The organism is Paenarthrobacter sp. NPDC089988, from assembly GCF_044748465.1.
GTDB lineage: Bacteria > Actinomycetota > Actinomycetes > Actinomycetales > Micrococcaceae > Arthrobacter.
In genome coordinates, this window is the sequence record NZ_JBIVGD010000013.1 from 77709 (window position 1) to 95311 (window position 17603).

The 17603-nt window shown below is 64.9% G+C and carries 10 protein-coding genes; 1 reads left to right on the forward strand and 9 read right to left on the reverse strand.

All coding sequences use genetic code 11. The features are described 5' to 3' along the window. The gene (locus tag ACIPV6_RS15805) at positions 1 to 831 is read left to right on the forward strand and encodes an ABC transporter ATP-binding protein (RefSeq protein WP_400271783.1); all 831 of its coding nucleotides are present in this window, start codon (positions 1 to 3) and stop codon (positions 829 to 831) included. Here ACIPV6_RS15805 and ACIPV6_RS15810 read toward each other — a convergent pair. Genes ACIPV6_RS15810 through ACIPV6_RS15850 form a run of 9 tightly spaced genes read right to left on the reverse strand, consistent with a single transcriptional unit; the run spans position 767 to position 17577 of the window. Further along, the gene (locus tag ACIPV6_RS15810) at positions 767 to 1420 is read right to left on the reverse strand and encodes a 4'-phosphopantetheinyl transferase family protein (RefSeq protein ID WP_400271784.1); all 654 of its coding nucleotides are present in this window, start codon (positions 1418 to 1420) and stop codon (positions 767 to 769) included. The two genes, ACIPV6_RS15805 and ACIPV6_RS15810, sit on opposite strands and share 65 nt — an antisense overlap. 47 nt (positions 1421 to 1467) lie before the next feature. Beyond that, entirely contained in the window at positions 1468 to 2736 is a 1269-nt protein-coding gene (gene fes, locus ACIPV6_RS15815; RefSeq protein WP_400271785.1) for an enterochelin esterase, read from the reverse strand. Continuing rightward, a complete protein-coding gene (gene entS / locus ACIPV6_RS15820; protein ID WP_400271786.1) occupies positions 2729 to 4036 on the reverse strand; it encodes an enterobactin transporter EntS in 1308 nt (435 codons plus the stop codon). The genes fes and entS overlap by 8 nt, the downstream gene beginning before the upstream one ends. Then, positions 4026 to 4883 (reverse strand): siderophore-interacting protein, encoded by an 858-nt coding sequence (locus tag ACIPV6_RS15825; protein WP_400271787.1) that lies wholly within the window; start codon positions 4881 to 4883, stop codon positions 4026 to 4028. Before ACIPV6_RS15825 ends, entS begins: the two co-directional genes overlap by 11 nt. Beyond that, positions 4880 to 13528, reverse strand: coding sequence for an amino acid adenylation domain-containing protein (locus ACIPV6_RS15830; protein WP_400271788.1), 8649 nt, complete (start codon positions 13526 to 13528; stop codon positions 4880 to 4882). The genes ACIPV6_RS15825 and ACIPV6_RS15830 overlap by 4 nt, the downstream gene beginning before the upstream one ends. Positions 13529 to 13552: 24 nt before the next feature. Then, positions 13553 to 13783, reverse strand: coding sequence for an MbtH family protein (locus tag ACIPV6_RS15835; protein ID WP_400271789.1), 231 nt, complete (start codon positions 13781 to 13783; stop codon positions 13553 to 13555). 2 nt (positions 13784 to 13785) lie between these two features. Beyond that, positions 13786 to 14718 carry an isochorismatase family protein gene (locus ACIPV6_RS15840; protein ID WP_400271790.1) on the reverse strand — a complete coding sequence of 311 codons (933 nt, stop codon included), beginning with the start codon at positions 14716 to 14718 and terminating at the stop codon, positions 13786 to 13788. A 34-nt stretch (positions 14719 to 14752) separates the two neighbouring features. Then, positions 14753 to 16432 (reverse strand): (2,3-dihydroxybenzoyl)adenylate synthase, encoded by a 1680-nt coding sequence (locus ACIPV6_RS15845; protein WP_400271791.1) that lies wholly within the window; start codon positions 16430 to 16432, stop codon positions 14753 to 14755. Next, positions 16429 to 17577 carry an isochorismate synthase MenF gene (locus ACIPV6_RS15850; protein ID WP_400271792.1) on the reverse strand — a complete coding sequence of 383 codons (1149 nt, stop codon included), beginning with the start codon at positions 17575 to 17577 and terminating at the stop codon, positions 16429 to 16431. Before ACIPV6_RS15850 ends, ACIPV6_RS15845 begins: the two co-directional genes overlap by 4 nt. Positions 17578 to 17603 lie beyond the last annotated feature (26 nt).

Below are 17603 nucleotides of genomic sequence, written 5' to 3' on the forward strand. Positions count from 1 at the left end.
ATGACAGCAACCACACCTGCAACGCCATCCACGCTATCGGGAACTGGCCTGACACTCGGCTATGAAGGCCGGATCATCTCTGAGGACCTTGATGTCACCATTCCACCGTTGTCCTTCACAGCAATCATCGGTCCCAACGCGTGCGGGAAGTCCACGCTGCTGAGGGCGCTCTCGCGTCTCCTCCTACCCAAGGCGGGCCGGGTGATGCTGGATGGCAAACAGATCCAGAAGTACTCAACCAGGGAGGTGGCCCGGCAATTGGGGCTGCTCCCGCAGAGCTCCACGGCACCTGACGGCATTACGGTGATGGATCTCGTGGCGCGGGGCCGGTTCCCGCACCAGAGCCTGCTCAAACAATGGTCCCCTGACGACGAAGCCGCGGTCCGGAAGGCCATGGCGGCCACTGACATTGAGCACCTTGCCGATCGTCATATCAACGAGCTTTCCGGAGGGCAACGGCAGCGGGTGTGGCTTGCCCTTGTCCTTGCCCAAGAAAGCCCCATCATGCTGCTGGACGAGCCGACGACTTACTTGGACATCAGTCACCAATTGGAGATCCTCAACTTGTGCCGGGAGCTGCACCGCAGCGGCAAGTACACGCTGGTGGCCGTTCTGCACGACCTGAATCTGGCCTTTCGCTACGCCGATCATTTGATCGCAATGAAGGACGGCGTCAAGGTTGCTGAAGGGAGCCCGGAACGGATTGTCACGGCCGGGCTGATCCATGAAGTTTTCGGTTTGGATGCCTTGGTGATTCCGGACCCGGTTACCGGAAAACCCATGGTTGTCCCGTTGGAGGAGCCAAGCCAGGCTCCGATACAACGTAGCTGAGGGCCAAACTCCGGGCACCGGGTACACACACTGCGGCGACGTACCCGGGCCTGGGCCGGAAGCAGGCCATCGGCAGGCTGGCCAGTGAGCCTTCGAAGGAAAGTGTCCTGGGATCGACGGCCAGGCCGCAACCTGTGGCTTTGACGTAGGCCTCCTTGCGCACCCAATAATCCGCGCGTGCGGTGCCGCGAAGTTCCGGAGGCAGCGACCGGACGGCCCGACGTTCCTCGTGGGACAGGGCCACCGCATCAAAGTCGGGAAAGTCCGTGGCTGGGACACTTTCGACGTCGACACCTACCTCACGGCCTACCGTCACGGCGGCGACAACCAGGTGGCCGGCGTGGGCCACGTTGGCGCGGAGCATGGACGGTGAGCCGTCGATATGCAGCACAGGTTTCGCGGTCCTTGAGACGGCCACCAGCTCAGCCGATCCCGGTTCGACGCCGAAATGCTGTTGCAGCATGGCCTTGAGCAGCAGCCTTGCACCTGCCGAACGGACCCGGTCCCCGTGGTGCCGCAGCCGACGGATCCGGCTTTGCTCGGCTTCCCCCAACCGAGGGCTGTCTGGTGCGGCGTCGTCAGGTGTCATCCAGCCGACCCAGACGCGGGCTGGATGCCCATCCCCGGGCGAAGCCATCACGCCGCGTTGACCGGGATGAACTTGCGCAGAAGGTCTATGGTGCAGTCGATGAGCCCGCCACGCCAGCACAACCAGTCGTGCCCGCCGTCGAACACCTCCAGCGTTGAGTCGACGCCCGCGTCCAGCAGAGCCTGGTGGACGGTTTCGTTGTGCAGAACCATGTCCCCCTCGTGCTGCCCCACCTGAAGGCTGACGAGAGGCGGATTGGCGAACACCGTGGTGGCGATGCGTTCGGCGATGTCGCCACCGGGCACACCCGGGACCGCAGACGTGTGCGGAACGGGCCACCAGAATGAACCTGACTGGCTCGCCACCAAACCGAAGCGCCCGGGGTATTCCAAGGCGGCAAACATCGCGGCGAGACCGCCATAACTCTGTCCCGCGACGACCGTCCGTCGCGGGTCCCTGCTGAACAACGTGATCGATTCGACGAGTGGGAGAAGCTCTTCCACCACCGCTTGCCAGAACGTTGCGTTGCACGGGAGCTCCTCGGACCGGACCCCGCCGTTGAGTACATCGATGGCAAGGATCACGGCGGCAGGCATGGCGCCGGCTTTCGTGGCGGCATCGAAAACGGGGGCTACGGGCATCAGGTGCACCCAATGCTGGCCATCCAACAGAATCACCAACGGCCGGTCTCCCAAAGCCTCATCTGCCCTCAAAGGGGTTTCGTGCAGCCACACAGTGCGGCTACGCCCCAGGACTGCACTGTTCCACAGAACCTCATGGGTGGTACCCGATGGTTTCCGGGTGTCCGTCCCCGTGTCCCACCATCGCTGTTCCGGGGCGTTTGGCATGGCTGCCCCGGACTTCAGTCCTGCGCGGACCGGGTTATAGGGATCATGCACCAGGTGTTGGAGCAGTGCTACCCAGCGGGCACGGCGGGTAGCGTCCTGCCGTCCGGCAGCGGGAGGGTCCAGCTCCCGGACGAGTCCGGAGGTTGCCGGCATGAAACAGTAGCTGCCGCGCCACCGGTCGGAAACCTCTGCTGCCCAGTACCAGATCCCTGTATCCGGGATCCTTTCCATGGCAGGCAGCTCAGGTGCGTGATGGTTGGTGACCGAGTTGACGTCCATGTAGACCCGGTCGATGGCTTCCGGTCCTGTGGTGCCCGGGTCCCTCCACAGGAACGTCACTTGGCAGCGGCCCTCGGCTGTCGTTTCAATCAGCGGGGTCCCCGTCCGGGCAACACGATCCCAGAAGGCGTCCTCGGAGCCGTCTGTGGCGAGAGCATCTAGCAGGCGCGAGCGGACATGGTCATGCATGGTTGTTTGACTCCTGGTTTTGGGTCTGGCGTGCCGTGGAATCCTGTTCAGCTGTAGCCGGGGCGGCTGCGGTAAGGCTGCGGAAACCCAGGAGCCCCGCCAATCCGGCCGCGGCCGCTGCGGCGCCAAACACTGTCAGCGCAGAGGATGCCGCCACGAGCTTACCCAATCCACCCAGCGCAAGTGCGCCCCCGGATTCTGCGCCGACTTCCTGTGCCATCCACAGGGCGTTCACCCGTCCCAGCAGTCGGTCCGGCGTGTGCTGCTGGACCAACGAATACTGCAGGATGCTGCTCAGCGAACTGAGCGCGCCGAAGATCGCCAGCGCTATCAGCGCGTGAACAAGGTCGCGGCAGAGGCCAAGGATCGCCAGTGCAGCGAATGAACCCGTGGCCAGGAGCAGCATGGCCCGGCCGGGGTGCTTCAGGTCTCCCACCCAGCCACTGAGGAGGGTCGCCGCGACGGCACCGACCGGCACTGCCGAGTACAGCAGGCCGGTTCCCTCCGGGCCGACGCCGAATGCCGCAACTGCGAGCGCGGGCAGGAGGACGCGGACCCCCGAGGCGGCTGTTTCCAGAGTGCCGATCAGGACAACTGAACGGACGATCCTGTTGCGGTATACGAAGGAAGCTCCCTCGATCGCGCTGCGGAGCGGGTGCTGCGGTTCCCCGGATTTCTCCGGCCGCATCGGTGGCAGGCCCAACAGCAGAAGGATGGTCAGGAACGTTGTTCCCGCCGCGCCGGCGTAGTTCCATCCGACACCCCCGGCCGCGATGACGAGGCCCCCGATGGCGGGGGAGATCATGGTTCCGAGCCGCACGGACAGAAGGTTCAGGGCTCCGGCGGCCGGGAGTTTGTCGCGGGGGATCAGCGACGGCGTGACGGCCATCAGTGCCGTGACACTGAAACCGCCGAAGAAGCCGTCAATGGCGCCCACAAGGTAGATCGTCGCCAGGGAGGGTTCGGGAACCCAGGCGTTGAGGGCCAGCACGGCGAAGCCAAGACCGCCAAGAACGCGTGAGGCGATGATGATGGTGCGTCTGTCGAAGCGGTCGGCTGCCACTCCGCCGAAAAGGAGCCCGGCGAAGGCGCAGATGCCCTCGATGCTTGCAGCCATGCCCACGTGCAAGGTGGAGTCGGTGAGCTCGAAGACCTGGACTGGAATGGCGACCGCCAGCATGCCCAGGCCAAAAATGGAGATGGTCCGGGCGATGAAGATGCGTCGGAAGGCGGGGCTGATCCTGAGCGGACTCGTGTCCAGGACGAACCGGAGCCTTGCTTTGCGGGCCTCAGTCATCATCGTCGGCGGCGTGGTGGTCCAGTCCCTCGACGCCTTTCTTCCAGTAGCCGTCAATATCGGTGTTCTCCTTGGGCACGCCAAGGGCGTCCCGGACGTGACGGCGGATGGTCCGCATGGAGGCCGCCTCGCCGGCGGCCCACACGAACAGGTCCTCGTGCCGGGTGCGCCAGGACACGACGGCGTCCTCCAGGGCGGTTGCCCCCAGGACGGAGCGGTGCAGGTACCGGACCACCGCGCCCGGATGGTGGGGAAGCTCAATTTCATCCTTGGCTGAGTCCACGCTGGCGAAGACGTCACAGGTCAGCGTTTCCGGGAGCTCCTCCAACCACCGCGCGATGGCGGGCAGCGCGGTTTCGTCTCCCGCGATCAGGTAGTGGGCAAAGCCGGTGGGGTAGTGGTGGGAACCTCGCGGGCCCAGCACTCCGAGTCGTTGTCCCACAGCAGCGGAGGCAGCCCAACGGCCAGCAACACCGTGGTCATGGATGACAAAGTCGATGCTGATTTGCTGGGTGTTCGCGTCGAAGGACCGGACCGTGTAGTCACGGAAGATGGGCCGGGGTCGCCCTTCGGGCATGATCAGCCGGTCAGGACCTGCCGCGGGCAGGTGCAACTCGCCGGATTCCCGTTCCGGGAAGACGAGTTTTACATGGTCCGATACTGCCATGGGACTGAATGGAAACACAGCTTTGGACATGTCCTCGCCGCCGAACACAATGCGGCGCATGACGGCACTTAAATCGATGACGTCAACCACGGTGAGAAGCCGGGGTGTGACCTCGTGGAGGCGCAGCTCAATGGTTCTTGGAGGCGTGGATTCTTCGGGCGTTTGGATGGAAGCTTTGGTCATTCCGGGTTCTCCTGGGTTTCTGTGGAGGGATGGTCGTTCCCGCGTCGGCTGCGGTCCAGTGCATCCGAGAGGACCGGCGCGAGGGTTGCAAGCGTGTCCGGGGAAATGATGTCCTCGTGGGAGCAGTCGAGCCTGTGCACCCGCAGGCCAGCCAGCTTGTTTTCCCATGCCTGGACAGGGTCGAACCCGGTTGGAAGGGTTCGCTCGGCGACAAAGAGTTCCGCCGTGCCATTGAACCGGGGGCTTGTGGCGGTTTTCAGCAGCCGGACGGAATCGGCGTAGTTGGCGACGATGCCGCTGAACATGGCATCGCGTTCGGTGTCAGCCTCGTCGTCAGGAACCGCGTCGAGGAAACCAACCCGTTCACGTTCTGCCTCCGCTTCCGCCTCGGCGGCGGTGTCCGCGCTCCAGTCCTGGCCTTCTGGCGGGTAGGTATCGAGCAGTCCCAGGAAGGCTATGGTTTCCCCCTCGCGCTGGAGCCGGACGGCAAGGGCGTGGGCGATGGTTCCGCCCAGGGAGTAGCCCAGCAGCCGGTAGGGGCCGTGCGGTTGGACATTACGCAGCTTGGCGTAGTGCGCGTCTACGACGTCGCCGAGGCTGTCGGCGCGGGCCAGGGGCCCATCGGGGTGGGGTGATTGCAACCCGATGACGCCATGGCCGTCCGTGAGTTTCCCGGCCAGGGCTTTGTATTGCCACGCGAAACCTGAGGCGGGATGGATACAGACCAGCGGTTCGTTGCTGCCTGGGCGTATCTGCAGTACCTGTTCGAAGGCGGCCTTTGCGTCCGTTCCGTTTTCGAGGGCGCTGGCCAGGGATTCCACTGTTGAATTGGCCATGATGCTGCCGACGCTGATGCGCCGGCCGAGGGTCCGGCCCAGTCCCGCGGCCAACCGCATCGCAAGCAAGGAATGCCCACCGAGCGCGAAGAAATCGTCGGTAGCCTGCACTGTGTCCGTGCCCAGGACGGAAGCGAATCCTCCCGCGATGATGGTTTCCATCCCGGGAGCCGGTGCCCGCCCTGGCGCGGCGGCCAATTGCGGGGCGGGCAAGGCACGCCGGTCCAACTTGCCGTTGGCGCTCAGGGGCAGCGCCGGCAGCACGACGAGGGCTGACGGAACCATGTGGGAGGGAAGTGATGCCACGGCCCCCGCCATCGCGTCCTTCACCAGCGCCGTTTGGTCCGTGTCGGACCGTTCCGGAACCAGGTAGCCGACCAACACCCGGTCGTCCGCGCCCGCAAGTTGCGAAGCGGTGGTGGCTGCCCGGGCTACCACGACGGCGGTACGCACGCCTTCGACCGCCTTCAGGACAGTCTCGATTTCGCCGGGTTCGATGCGCTGGCCACGGATCTTGACCTGGTCATCCGCCCTGCCGAGATACTCGAGTGCCCCATCGGGGAGCCGGCGGACCAGATCTCCGGTCCGGTACATGCGCTCGCCGTCGGCGAAAGGATTCGCCACGTACCGTTCGGCTGTCAGTGCGGGCCTGCCCAGGTACGCCGTGGCAAGCTGGGTGCCGGCCAGATAGAGCTCCCCGGCCACGCCCGGCGGGACGGGGCGCAGCAGCGCGTCAAGGACATGCAGTTGTGTGTTCCACACGGCGGTGCCGATGGGGACGCTGGCGCTGATGGTGCCCGCTGCCTCTCCGTTCCAGCGGTGTGCGGTGACGTCCACGGCTGCTTCGGTTGGACCGTAGAGGTTGTGCAGCGCTGCGCCGAGCAGGTGGTCGAAGGACCCGGCGAGTTCGGCGGAGAGGGCTTCGCCACTGCAGAAGACGTGCCGCAGGCTGGGCAGGGCGTGGCCTTCGACGGTGTCCCTGTGCAGGGACAGTTCTTCGAGGAAGGCTGCCAGCATGGAGGGCACGAAGTGGATGATGCTGACGTTACCTTGCCGGATCAGTTGGCACAGCGCGGCGGGGTCCAGGTGGGCCTGCGGTGGCGCGATGAGCTGCTGGGCTCCAACGATGAAGGGCCAGAAGAACTCCCACACGGAGACATCGAAACTGGACGGCGTTTTCTGCATGACAACGTCAGAGTCCGTCAGGGGGTATTGGTGTTGCATCCATAGGAGCCTGTTCACGATCGCCGCATGCGACACCTGCACCCCCTTTGGGCGACCGGTGGACCCGGAAGTGTAAATGACGTAGGCCGGGTGTGCCGGCGTCAGCTCAACCTCAACGTCTTCGCGCCATCCCAGGACGGTTGCGGTCGTCGGCCCGGCGTCCTCGATGTGTGCGTCGTCGGCATCGACAAGGAGTCGAGGCACCGTGGCGGGGATGACATCCCTGTTTGCAGCTGATGTCATGAGCAATCTCGGGTTGGCGTCTTCCACCATGAACTGCAGGCGTTCTGCGGGGTAGCCCAGGTCCAGGGGCAGGTATGCGGCGCCTGCCTCGATGACGGCGAGAACAGCGACGGTCAAGTCCGTGGAACGGGGCAGCGCGACGGCGACGATGTCGCCGGTGCGGACGCCTTGCCGGCGAAGCCGCCTGGCCAGCCGGACTACGCGAAGGCGCACTTCCGCGTAGGACAGTCCGGCCCCGTTACAGCTGATGGCAAGGTTCGCCGGAGCCTTGCTTCCCTGGTTTTGCAAGAGGGCGCGAAGGGTTGCGGCAGGTACCTGGCGGCTCGTGTTGTTGGCGGCGTCGACGGCCTGGCGTTCGGAGGGCAGCAGGGCATCGATGCCGGCACGGTGATGGTCCGAGGCGATTGCCCTCAGGGCGGCGCAGAAGCGCTCCAGGAAGAGAGGGCCTGCTTCGGCTGGGAGCCGGTGTTCGAGCACGAGGCGGTAACCATCGGTCTCCGGCAGCACGAGCAACGTCACCGGGTAGTGGGTGTAGCCCTTGTTGCTGAGCCGGGCCAGCCGCAATCCGGAGGGACCGGCGTCGTGCAGTGACGCGTCAGCGGGGTAATTCTCCATGACGAAGAGAGTGTCAAAGAGGGTGCCGGAGCCAGCGAGCTGCTGGACCTCGGACAGGCCAATGTGGGAGTGCTCCCGCAGCTCGGACTGTTCGCGCTGAACGTCGGTCAGCTGCGCAGCCAAAGGACGGTCCTTGGCCAGCGTGATCCGGACTGGCAGGGTGTTGGTGAACAACCCGATGATGTCCTGGTCAAGTTGGTTGTCCCGACCGGAAACGGTGCTGCCGAAGACGATGTCGCTCCGGCCGGTGAGTTGCGACAAGGTTTCCGCGTAGGCGACTTGGAATACGGTGTTGGCCGTGACACCGGCACGGCGTGCCACCCCGGTCAGCTGCCTCGTCAGCTCCTGGTCCAAGAACAGCGATTCTTCAAATACTTCGGTGGAAGTGTCCGTGGCTCCGGTGTTAGGGAAGGAGTCGGCCAGGATCGTGGGCGCGGCCCCTTCGAACGCCTGTGCCCAGGCGGCACGGTCCTCGTCGGTGGTGCCCATGCGCTGTAGCGCGTCCCGGTAGGCCGGAAGCGCGGAAGGTCCGGAAAGGACGCGGTCTTCATAGGCTTCGAGCAGGTCGCGGATGATCAACGGCGTGGACCAGCCGTCCACCACCAGGTGGTGGGCGGTGAGGTACAGCTTGGTACAGCTCGTGCCGGGGATCCGCACCAGATGGGCGGCAAGCAGCGGTCCTCGGGAGACGTCGAAGTGTCGGGAGGCTTCCGCCCGCTCAATCACGGCGGCGGCGGCGTCCACGCCTTCGGTGGAGTCGGGTGCCAGCAGCGTCTCGTTCCAGGCAAAGTCGTTCCGGTTCAGGGCGTGGGCGATGACGTGGACAGGTTCGTGGGCTGTTTCGCTGTCGAATCCCGCGGAAAGTTGGGGATGCTTGTCAAGGATCAGCTGTATGGCCATTCGCAACCGTTCGGAGTCCACGGGGCCTTCGAAATCCAGGACGGTCACGGAACTGTAGGTGGCTGAGGGGTCACCGAGCTGGGCATGGAACAGGAGGCCTTCATGCAGCGGGCCCAAGGGCAGGGCAGCTTCCAGTGGCCCGTGGACCTGTTCGAGTTTCCTGACCTCGGAAAGGGTCAGCTCCGTGCCTGGAAAGTCTGCTGGAACGGACGTGGCCAGCGCTTCGGCAGGGGAGCGGCCCGCCAGACGGGCCAGTGCCAGCGCGGCCTTTTCAACGGCGGCGGTCACAGACTGTATGTCTTGGAGCCCGAGCAGGCGCCCGGCCCAGGTCCAGGTCAGGGCAAGCCGTCCATCGTCGACGAACATGTTCACTTCGAGCGGGTATGAAAGCGGCAGGGCCGGATCGATGTCCACAGCAAAGGCGTCCACGAAGGCGCCCGTGCCGCTGATGGGCGTGAAGTAAGCGTCATCGGCGGCGAACTTGCCCAGGTAATTGACCAGCAGCGAGGGCGGATTGGCCTGGTGGCGGGCAGCGAGTTCCTGCCGGTTCTCTTCGTCCAGGTAGCGCAGGATGCCGTATCCGAGTCCGTGATCCGGTACGGCGCGGGCAGCCTGCTTGATGGCACGGACCACCGCGAACAGCTCCGGCCCGCCGGCGAAGACGGCCGCCAGGTCCGCGTCTCCGATGTCGAGCCGTAGCGGATACTCGGCGGTCAACCACCCGACGGTCCGCTCCAGGTCAAGGTCGAGGCCGTCGCTGCGCCGGCCGTGGGTCTCGCGTCCCACACCAAGTGAAGTTGTACCGAAGTGCTCCGCCGCTGCGAGCATGATGGCGGCCAGGAGGATTTCATCGATTGTGGCCCGGTAGGCGGCAGGGAGCCTTTCCAGGAGCGCAGTCGTGGCTTCCTCGCTGAGCAAAAGGCGCGCTGATTCCGCCGTGGCGTGAGTGTCGCGTGCAGGGTCCAGTGCCTCGCCAATGCGGTCTGTAGCGTCGGTGAGCTGGTTCCGCCAAAATGAAAGTTCGTCTCGGCGGGCCGGTATTTGCTCATGGATGCTCTTGGCCCAATGCCGAAGGGAAGTTTCCTCCGCCTCCAGCGACGGCGCCCGCCACGCGAGGGCATCGCCAACCACGCTGCCAAGTTCCGGCAGCAGCGTTCGCCAGGAAACGCCGTCGACGATGAGGTGGTGCAGCACCAGCACGAGCCTGCGTGCCTGGCCGCCGGCAGAAATGATGGCGGCTTGGACCATCTGGCCGGCGTCGGGACGGAGGTCTCCGGCGCAGGCCCGGAAGGCGTCGTCAGCTGCCTGGTCCAGCGCGTGCTCGGCAGTACCAGCGGGCAAGGAGACATCGCGGACTCCGGGCACCGGGCTTTCATCCGCTGGCAGGATGTGAAGGCCGTGCCCGGTGGTCTTGGCCCGCAAGGCCGGATGCGCCTGGGCCAGTTCCTGCAATGCCCGGGCCATGTCGGCTGAGGTCAGTGCGGCCGGGACGTTGACGCAAACCCCTTGGGCGTAGCGGGCGCTGGCAAAGGCAGAGGCTTCCGCGAACCACGCCATGATGGGCAGCGGCGGGACGGCACCTTCGGGCTCCGGCGCAGGTGTACCCTGGGCCGCGGGCAGCGGTGCCAGCGCGGTTGCCATGGCGGCGGGCGTGCGCAGGGCAAAAACGTCCCGGGGTCGCAAATGGTATCCGGCGCGCCGGGCGGCCCCGCAGACGGCCATGGCGGAAATACTGTCACCGCCGAGGCTGAAGAAGTCGTCGTCGGGATTCACCAATGGCATGCTCACCACGGCGGCTATGGCTGCACAAAGCAACTCTTCCCGTGCGTTGGACGGTTTCCGGCCGGCAGCGGCAGCGACAGAAGCCGGTGCCGGGAGGGCTGCCCTGTCCAGTTTGCCGTTGACGGTAAGGGGAAGTGCGTCCATGCGGATCAGGATGGCCGGAACCAGATAGTCGGGCAGGGACGCGGAAAGAATTTCACGGACACGTGCGGCCGGGTCCGGATCTGTGTGCAATGCCGTTCCGGCTGCGGGTACAAAATAGCCAATCAGCCGGTTGGTGTGGCCCAGTGGTTCGGCTACCACGGCTGCAGCCACCACCGAGTCGAGGCTGGTCAGGGCGTCCTCGACCTCGCCGAGTTCCACCCGGAACCCGCGTACCTTTACTTGGTCATCAATCCGGGAGAGATAGTCAATGGTGCCATCCGGGCGCCACTGGACCAAGTCACCGGTGCGGTACATCCGTTCGCCGTCGCGGTAGGGGTCGGCGACGAACCGTGCCGCTGTGAGGGCGGGGCGGCCCAGGTATCCGCGGGCCAGGCCGGGACCTGAAATGTAGAGTTCACCGGGGACACCCACGGGCACCGGTTGCAGGGCGGCGTCGAGGATGTAGACGCTGGTGTTGCCAATCGGCTTGCCCACCACGGGAACATCGGCGTCCAGGACGTTGGCCCCCAGCGTGTCGACGCTGTATTCGGTAGGTCCGTAGAAGTTGTGGCTATGGGTTCCCGCAGTCTCACGGAGCGTTTTCCACAAGGCCGGGGAAGCGGCTTCTCCGCCGATGAGGAACAGCGCCGGATGATGTTCGCCGGGTGCGAGGAGCCCGCATTCCACCAGTTGGGCCCCGAAGGACGGTGTAACGTCCAGTGCGTCGATGCGAGCGGCACGGACAGCGTCCACCACGGCCTGGGGGTCGCGGCGGGTGTCGTCGTCGAATACATGCAGTTCGTGTCCGAGGTAGAGCCAGATGAGCTGTTCCCAGGACGAGTCAAAGGAGAACGACGCAGTGTGGGCTGCGCGCACCCGGCGAGGGGCCAAGGCCTGGGCTGTGGCCCCGAACACGTCGGCTGCGTGGTTTTCCAGAAGATTGCGGAGGCCTTCGTGGGTGCTGAGGACGCCCTTGGGCCGTCCCGTGGAGCCTGAGGTGTAGATGACGTAGGCAAGGTCCTGGGGGTGGACGGGACGGAGCCGGTCATCGTCGGTCAACGCTCCGGTAGCGAAGTCCGACGTGCGTGCCTGCACCGATGGGTCGTCCAACTCCACAATCCGGGCCGGGCAGGTGAACCCGAGGTCAACCCGGCTGTTCGTCAGCAGGACCACAGGGCAGGCGTCTTCCACCATGTATGCGAGCCGGTCCTGGGGGTAGTCGAGGTCCAGGGGAAGGTAGGCGGCGCCCGTGGCTACGACGGCGGAGATGGCCACAACCGATTCCAAGGACCGGGGCAGTGCGATGGCGACGACCGTGTCCGGCCCTACGCCCTCGGCTACCAGGTAACGGGCCAGGGAATTGGTCCGTTCGGCCAGTTCCTCGAAGGTCAGCGAGGATCGTCCACAGACCAGAGCCGTGCTCTGCGGTGTGTCCGTGGCCCTTCTGTCGAGGAGCTCGGCCAGGGGCTGGGCTGTGGTTATGACCTGTTGACCCAGCCCCCAGCTCTGGAGAACGGTGATCTGTTCTGCGGCTGTAGCCACCGGAAGATGCCGTACAGGGCCGGAGCTGTCTGCCGTGGCCGTCCGGATGAAGGTGAGCAGCCGCCCGGCGTGGGTGGACAGGTCCTCGGCGCTGTAACGGTCCGGGTTCGCCTCGATCTCGATAGTGGTTTCCTCTCCGTTACGCAACACGGAGAACTCAAGATCATCTACAGGTCCTGCCGACAGGTGCCGGGTTGTGACGGCGTTCCCTGCGAGGTTGGAGGTGTAGTCGAAGATCTTGAAGTTGAGGACATGTCCGTACAACCCCGTCCCTGCCCCCACCATATTGGCATCGCGCATGATCTGCTCGGCGCCGTATTTGTGGTGGCGGCGCGCTTGGGCGATGGCCTTTGCCGCCTGTTCTGCCACGGTTCCCAGTCCCGCCTCAGCGGACAGAGTGATGGTGACCGGCAGAACGGTGACCAAAGGACCCGATGTTCGAAGACCTGCCCCGGACCGCCCCATGAACGGTACACCCAGGACCACATCGGGGGTGGAACACATCCGGCCGATGTATCCGGCCACTGCCGCAGTGAGTACCTCGGCCCACGTCACCTTATGGATACGGGCCACGGCCGTCACCGATTCCATCAGCTCCTTCCCCATGCGGATCTCCTGCCGGAGGACCGGTGCCTGGCCACGGGTAGCTTGGGCAGTCGCTGCAGGTCCGCCCGCCAGCGTGACAGGCGTCGGCAGGTCGGTGCAGTAGTCCCGCCAGAAGGCGGCGTCCCTTTCCTCCTCCGTGCTGCCCCGGTAGGCGTTTTCCTGGTCGGCAACGAGTGAGAAGTCGCTGAACGGGGACCCTGGTACTTCTTTGTCTTCCACAAGGGCTCGATACACCTCGCAGATGTGCCCTGTGATGGCGGTGAAGCTGTACCCGTCCAGGAGAATGTGGTGGTAGCGCTGGTACCAGAACCAGCGTTCCTCACCCACCCGGATCAGGATGTGCCGGTACAAGGCAGTGCCGTCAGTGAGCGATACCGGAGTCGCCAGGTCTTGGTGCATCCGTTCGAGGACCGCCTCGACGCTTTCCCCGCGGCAGTCCAGCACCTCCACCGGCGCAGGGGGAGCCGCGCCCGGTTCCTGGAGGGGGATACCGTCCACCTCGTAAAACGTGCTGTGTACGGTGTCCGCATCCCTCAGGCCCCGTTCAATCGCCGTGGTCAGCAGTTCCACCTGGACCGGTCCCTGGATGTCGAGATACCGGGCTACGTTGAAGACGGAGCTGCGTTCGGCGTCCAGGTGGTGGGCATACCAGATGCCCGGTTGGGCCGTGGCCAGCGGAAACCGCTTTGGGGAGGCATTGACTGCAGCAGCCTGCAGTACAACGGTACTGCTGAGGTCGGGGGTCATGGTCATCGAGGGTCCTCGTTCGGAAGTCGCTTATAGGGGGAGGGGCTGGCCCAGTTGTGCGCGCAGGCTCAGTGGCCTGAGGTCAGTCCATGTGCTTTCGATGTGATCGACGCAAGCCTGCCGGGAATCCGGGCCGTGGACGATGGTCCACCCGTCCGGAACGATCGCAAAGACTGGCCACAGGCTGCGTTGTTCTTCATGGTTGCTGAGGACCACGAAGGTCCCTGCCTCTTCGTCGAAAGGGTTCTGTGTCTCGTTCATGGCTACTTTCCGGCTCCTGCGTACTCAGGCCGGTGCGCATTGGCTCCGGCTGTATCGAGAAGCTTGGTCCAGTTCCGGATGGTTGGTTGTTCGGCCAGATGCTCGAACGAGACCAAGTACCCGGCTCTGCGCAGGAAGTCCACGAGCTCCATCATGCGGATCGAGTCGACGCCGAGATCCGTCAGGTTTTCCGCTTCGTCGATTTCTTCCGGGTCCAGGTAAGTCAGTTCGGCGATCTTGCCCCTCAGCAGGGCAGCACTGGCTGTGTTGGAAACTGCGCTGCTGGGGGTTTCCGTGGACCAGGCCTGCCTCAGCTGCTCCGTTGTGGTCACCACGCCGCACCTGCCGGCCACCCATTCGAGAGCCTGCTGATGGTGTGCTTCGGAGAAATCGGCGACTGCATCGGCGACGAAGAACGGTTGTACGTCCTGCATGAACGCATCTGTTGCCGTGACCTGGCAGCCGATGTGGGCATACACGCCAGTGATGGCGAGCTGCGTCCGTCCCGCCGCCGTCAGGCGCTCGGCGAAGTCGCTGCGCTGGTACGCCGAATAGCGCCATTTCGTCAGGACGGTGTCGCCCTCCTCGGGGCTGAGTTCCGGGATGATCTCGGCCCCTTCGACGTTCGTGCCGATGCCTTTGCCCCACAGGTCGGTCAACAGGGCGCGGTCCTTGGGATCCTGGTGGGAGGGCTGTGCCGTGTAGAAGACCGGGATGCCAAGTTCCCGGGCCTGATCACGCAGTGACCTGATGTTCGCGATGACGTTCGTGATGGGTTCGGTGTCCGCATCGAAGGGCTTCAGGAAGTGGCGCTGCATATCGTGGATCAGCAGGGCGGACCGTTCCGCGTTGGCGGCCCAGTCGAGTGGACCGACGGGCAGCGCGCCTGGTGCCGGAAGCGGGTAGCTGATGGTTGCGGGAAGTCGCTGGCTCAAAAGTGAACTCCTTGGTGTGATGGGTGGCGATTGGTCACTGGTGGCTTGGTTGGGCCTGCAGCCCGGTTGCCGGCCGCAGTTGCTCCGCCAGGGTGCGGCGAAGGTGCGCACGGCTGTTCTTGCCCACTCCCGTTGTGGGGAAAGCCGGGACGATTTCGACCCGGTCCGGGATTTTGTGTGCCGCGACGCCCCGGTCCCTGATGAATTGAAGGATCTCTTTGCGGGCCGGTGTTGTGTCCCCGGCGGGTACGATCACGGCGCAGCTCCGCTCACCCAGATAGGGGTCCGGTATGGCCACAACGGCTGCGTCATGCACCAAGGGGTGGGCTAGCAGGTGATCTTCCACTTCCTCGGCGGAGATCTTTTCGCCACCGCGGTTAATCTGGTCCTTGGACCGGCCTTCGACGCTCAAGTAGCCGCCCGGCAGGCGCCGGACGATGTCCCCGGTCCGGTAGAAGCCGTCCGCTGTGAAGGCGGTGGAGTTGTGCTGCTCAGCCTTGTAGTAACCGCGGATCGTGTAGGGCCCGCGGGTGAGCAGGTGCCCGGCCGTGCCGTCCTCGACGGGTTGGTCCTCGTCGTCGACGACCCTGACCTCATCGGCTTCGCTCATGGGCCGACCCTGGCTGGTGGCGACGAGTTCGTCCGGGTCGCCCTCCCGGGTGTAACACACCAACCCCTCGGCCATGCCAAAAACCTGCTGCAGGTTCGCTCCCAGGTCGCCCTTGATGCGGCGGGCCGATTCCGGGAGAAACTTAGCGCCGCCCACTTGGATGGTCCGCAGGCTTTGCAGGTTGGAGGTTGTTCCAGCAGCTGCCCTCATCCACGCGAGGGCGAGCGGCGGGACCAAAGGAACAATCGTCACGGATTCTCGTTCGATGACCGGGAACGCAAGGTCCGGGGCCGCAGAGGAACCGAGGACGATCGTGCCGCCGGCCAGAAGGACACCCAGGAAACCGGGAGAGCTCATGGGGAAGTTATGCGCTGCCGGGAGGACCAGCAACATCACGGCCCCGGAGTCCAAGCCGCAGACTTTGACACTCTGCCGTACGGAATACAGGTAATCGTCGTGGGTGCGTGGGATAAGTTTCGGTGTGCCGGTGGTTCCTCCGGACAACTGGAGGAAAGCCACATCACCGGTGTCTGCAGGTATTCCGTCCCAGCATTCCCTTCCCAACCCTGAATCGAGTACCTCACCGAGACCCAACTGCCCCTCGAGTGTTTCGCCGTCGATGATGACCCGTAGCGCCGCACGATGCAGGGTGGCGGCCGTGCTTCTGGCGAGGTCGGCGGCCATGGGACGGTAGTCGAAGTTTTCGTGTACCGATGGCCCGATGTAGGCCACTGGCTCGGCCTGTGCAGCGATGGCAGCTACTTCGCTGTGACGGTGTGCCGGGAGGAGATAGACCGGGATGGCACCCGCGCGCATCAAGGCAAGAGCCGCGACCAGGAAGGACACACGGTTGGGTAGTTGCAGCAGGACCCGGTCGCGTGGCTGGATTCCCAGCGAAATGAAGCCACCAGCCATTTGCGCCACGCGCCGCTCGAAAGCTGCGTAGGTCAGTCGTTCGGCATCATCGACGACGGCGGTCGCTTCCGGTGTGTTGTTGGCGTGGTGCACGCCGACCCGGTCCAGCCGTTCACCGGTCCAGTAGCCGGCGGCACGGTAGCGTGCGGCCGTCTCCGCAGGCCACGGGATGGTCCCTTCGAGTTTCATGCTCCCAGCCCCATTCCGCGCAGGATGGTACGGAATTTCGCCTCGGTTTCAGCGAATTCGAGGTCCGGGTCGCTTCCGGGAACAATTCCGGCCCCGGCGTGGATCCGCAGGTCCTGGTCGCCGATCTCGGCGCAGCGGATGCTGACGACCCATTCGCCGTCGCCCGAAGCATCCGTCCACCCTGCAGCTCCTGCATAGTAGCCCCGGTCACCGTCCTCCAGTTCCTTGATCAGCTCGGAAGCCGCGTCGGTTGGCCAGCCGCACACGGCGGGAGTCGGATGCAAAGCGAATGCCAGATCGAGAGCACTCGTATCGGTATCGCGCAACCGGCCTTGGATTTTGGTGGACAGGTGCATCATTGAACCTGTCCTGATCAGTTCGGGCCGCGCCGGGACGTCGAGCCCCGTGCAGAAGCCGTCCAGAACCTCGGCGACCATGTCCACCACAATGGCGTGCTCGCGCAGGTCCTTGGCAGAATCGAGCAACTGCCGGGCGTTCTCACGATCGATCCCTTCATCGCCGGTCAGGGGCACTGAGCCGGCCAGCGGGTTGCTCAGGGCGTAGTTTCCCGAGCGGCGGATCAGCAATTCCGGACTGGCGCCAACCAGTGTCCGTCCCTCAGGCAACGGTGCGGCGAAGGTGTATGCGGTCGGGTTTTGCTGCAACAGGCGCACCAGAAGCCCTGCCAGATCGAGTGGCTGCACAAGCCGGGCCCGTTGCGAGCGGGCGAGAACCACCTTCTGAAGTCCTTCAGGCGTGAAGCGGGTCAGCGCCTTGCTCACAGCTGCCTTGAAGTGGGCTTCGGAGGTCTTGCGCTCAAGCGCAGGCGCATCAATCGACCCCAGCGCCGGATGCGTGGACCTTCCGGTCAATTGCGGGCCCCGCAGGGTGGACTCCATCAGCAGAAAGTGCCCGGGTTCACCCGGGGTGAAAGGCAGCACACCTCCGAGCAGGCTGGTTCCTCCGTCGAGGACTTTGCGGAGCGTCCCGCGTTCCGACGCGGTGCTTTGGAAGCGCTGGTTTCCACGGCCAAGGATGGTTCCCGATCGTCCGGTGATCAGGAAGTCGCCGGGGCGATACTCTTCCAGGGGATCCCGCAGCCACCTGGCTGCATCCGGGATCTCAGGGGCAAGTTGAAGCGTCACTTTGTACCTTTCGGTGGTCGGGGTTG

What these genes read in the sequence shown, in the direction of transcription:
- ACIPV6_RS15805 (WP_400271783.1), top strand. Translation starts at nt 1, where the DNA reads ATGACAGCAACCACACCTGCAACGCCATCCACGCTATCGGGAACTGGC.
- fes (WP_400271785.1), bottom strand. Translation starts at nt 2,736, where the DNA reads ATGCATGACCATGTCCGCTCGCGCCTGCTAGATGCTCTCGCCACAGAC.
- entS (WP_400271786.1), bottom strand. Translation starts at nt 4,036, where the DNA reads ATGATGACTGAGGCCCGCAAAGCAAGGCTCCGGTTCGTCCTGGACACG.
- ACIPV6_RS15830 (WP_400271788.1), bottom strand. Translation starts at nt 13,528, where the DNA reads ATGACCATGACCCCCGACCTCAGCAGTACCGTTGTACTGCAGGCTGCT.
- ACIPV6_RS15825 (WP_400271787.1), bottom strand. Translation starts at nt 4,883, where the DNA reads ATGACCAAAGCTTCCATCCAAACGCCCGAAGAATCCACGCCTCCAAGA.
- ACIPV6_RS15835 (WP_400271789.1), bottom strand. Translation starts at nt 13,783, where the DNA reads ATGAACGAGACACAGAACCCTTTCGACGAAGAGGCAGGGACCTTCGTG.
- ACIPV6_RS15845 (WP_400271791.1), bottom strand. Translation starts at nt 16,432, where the DNA reads ATGAAACTCGAAGGGACCATCCCGTGGCCTGCGGAGACGGCCGCACGC.
- ACIPV6_RS15810 (WP_400271784.1), bottom strand. Translation starts at nt 1,420, where the DNA reads ATGACACCTGACGACGCCGCACCAGACAGCCCTCGGTTGGGGGAAGCC.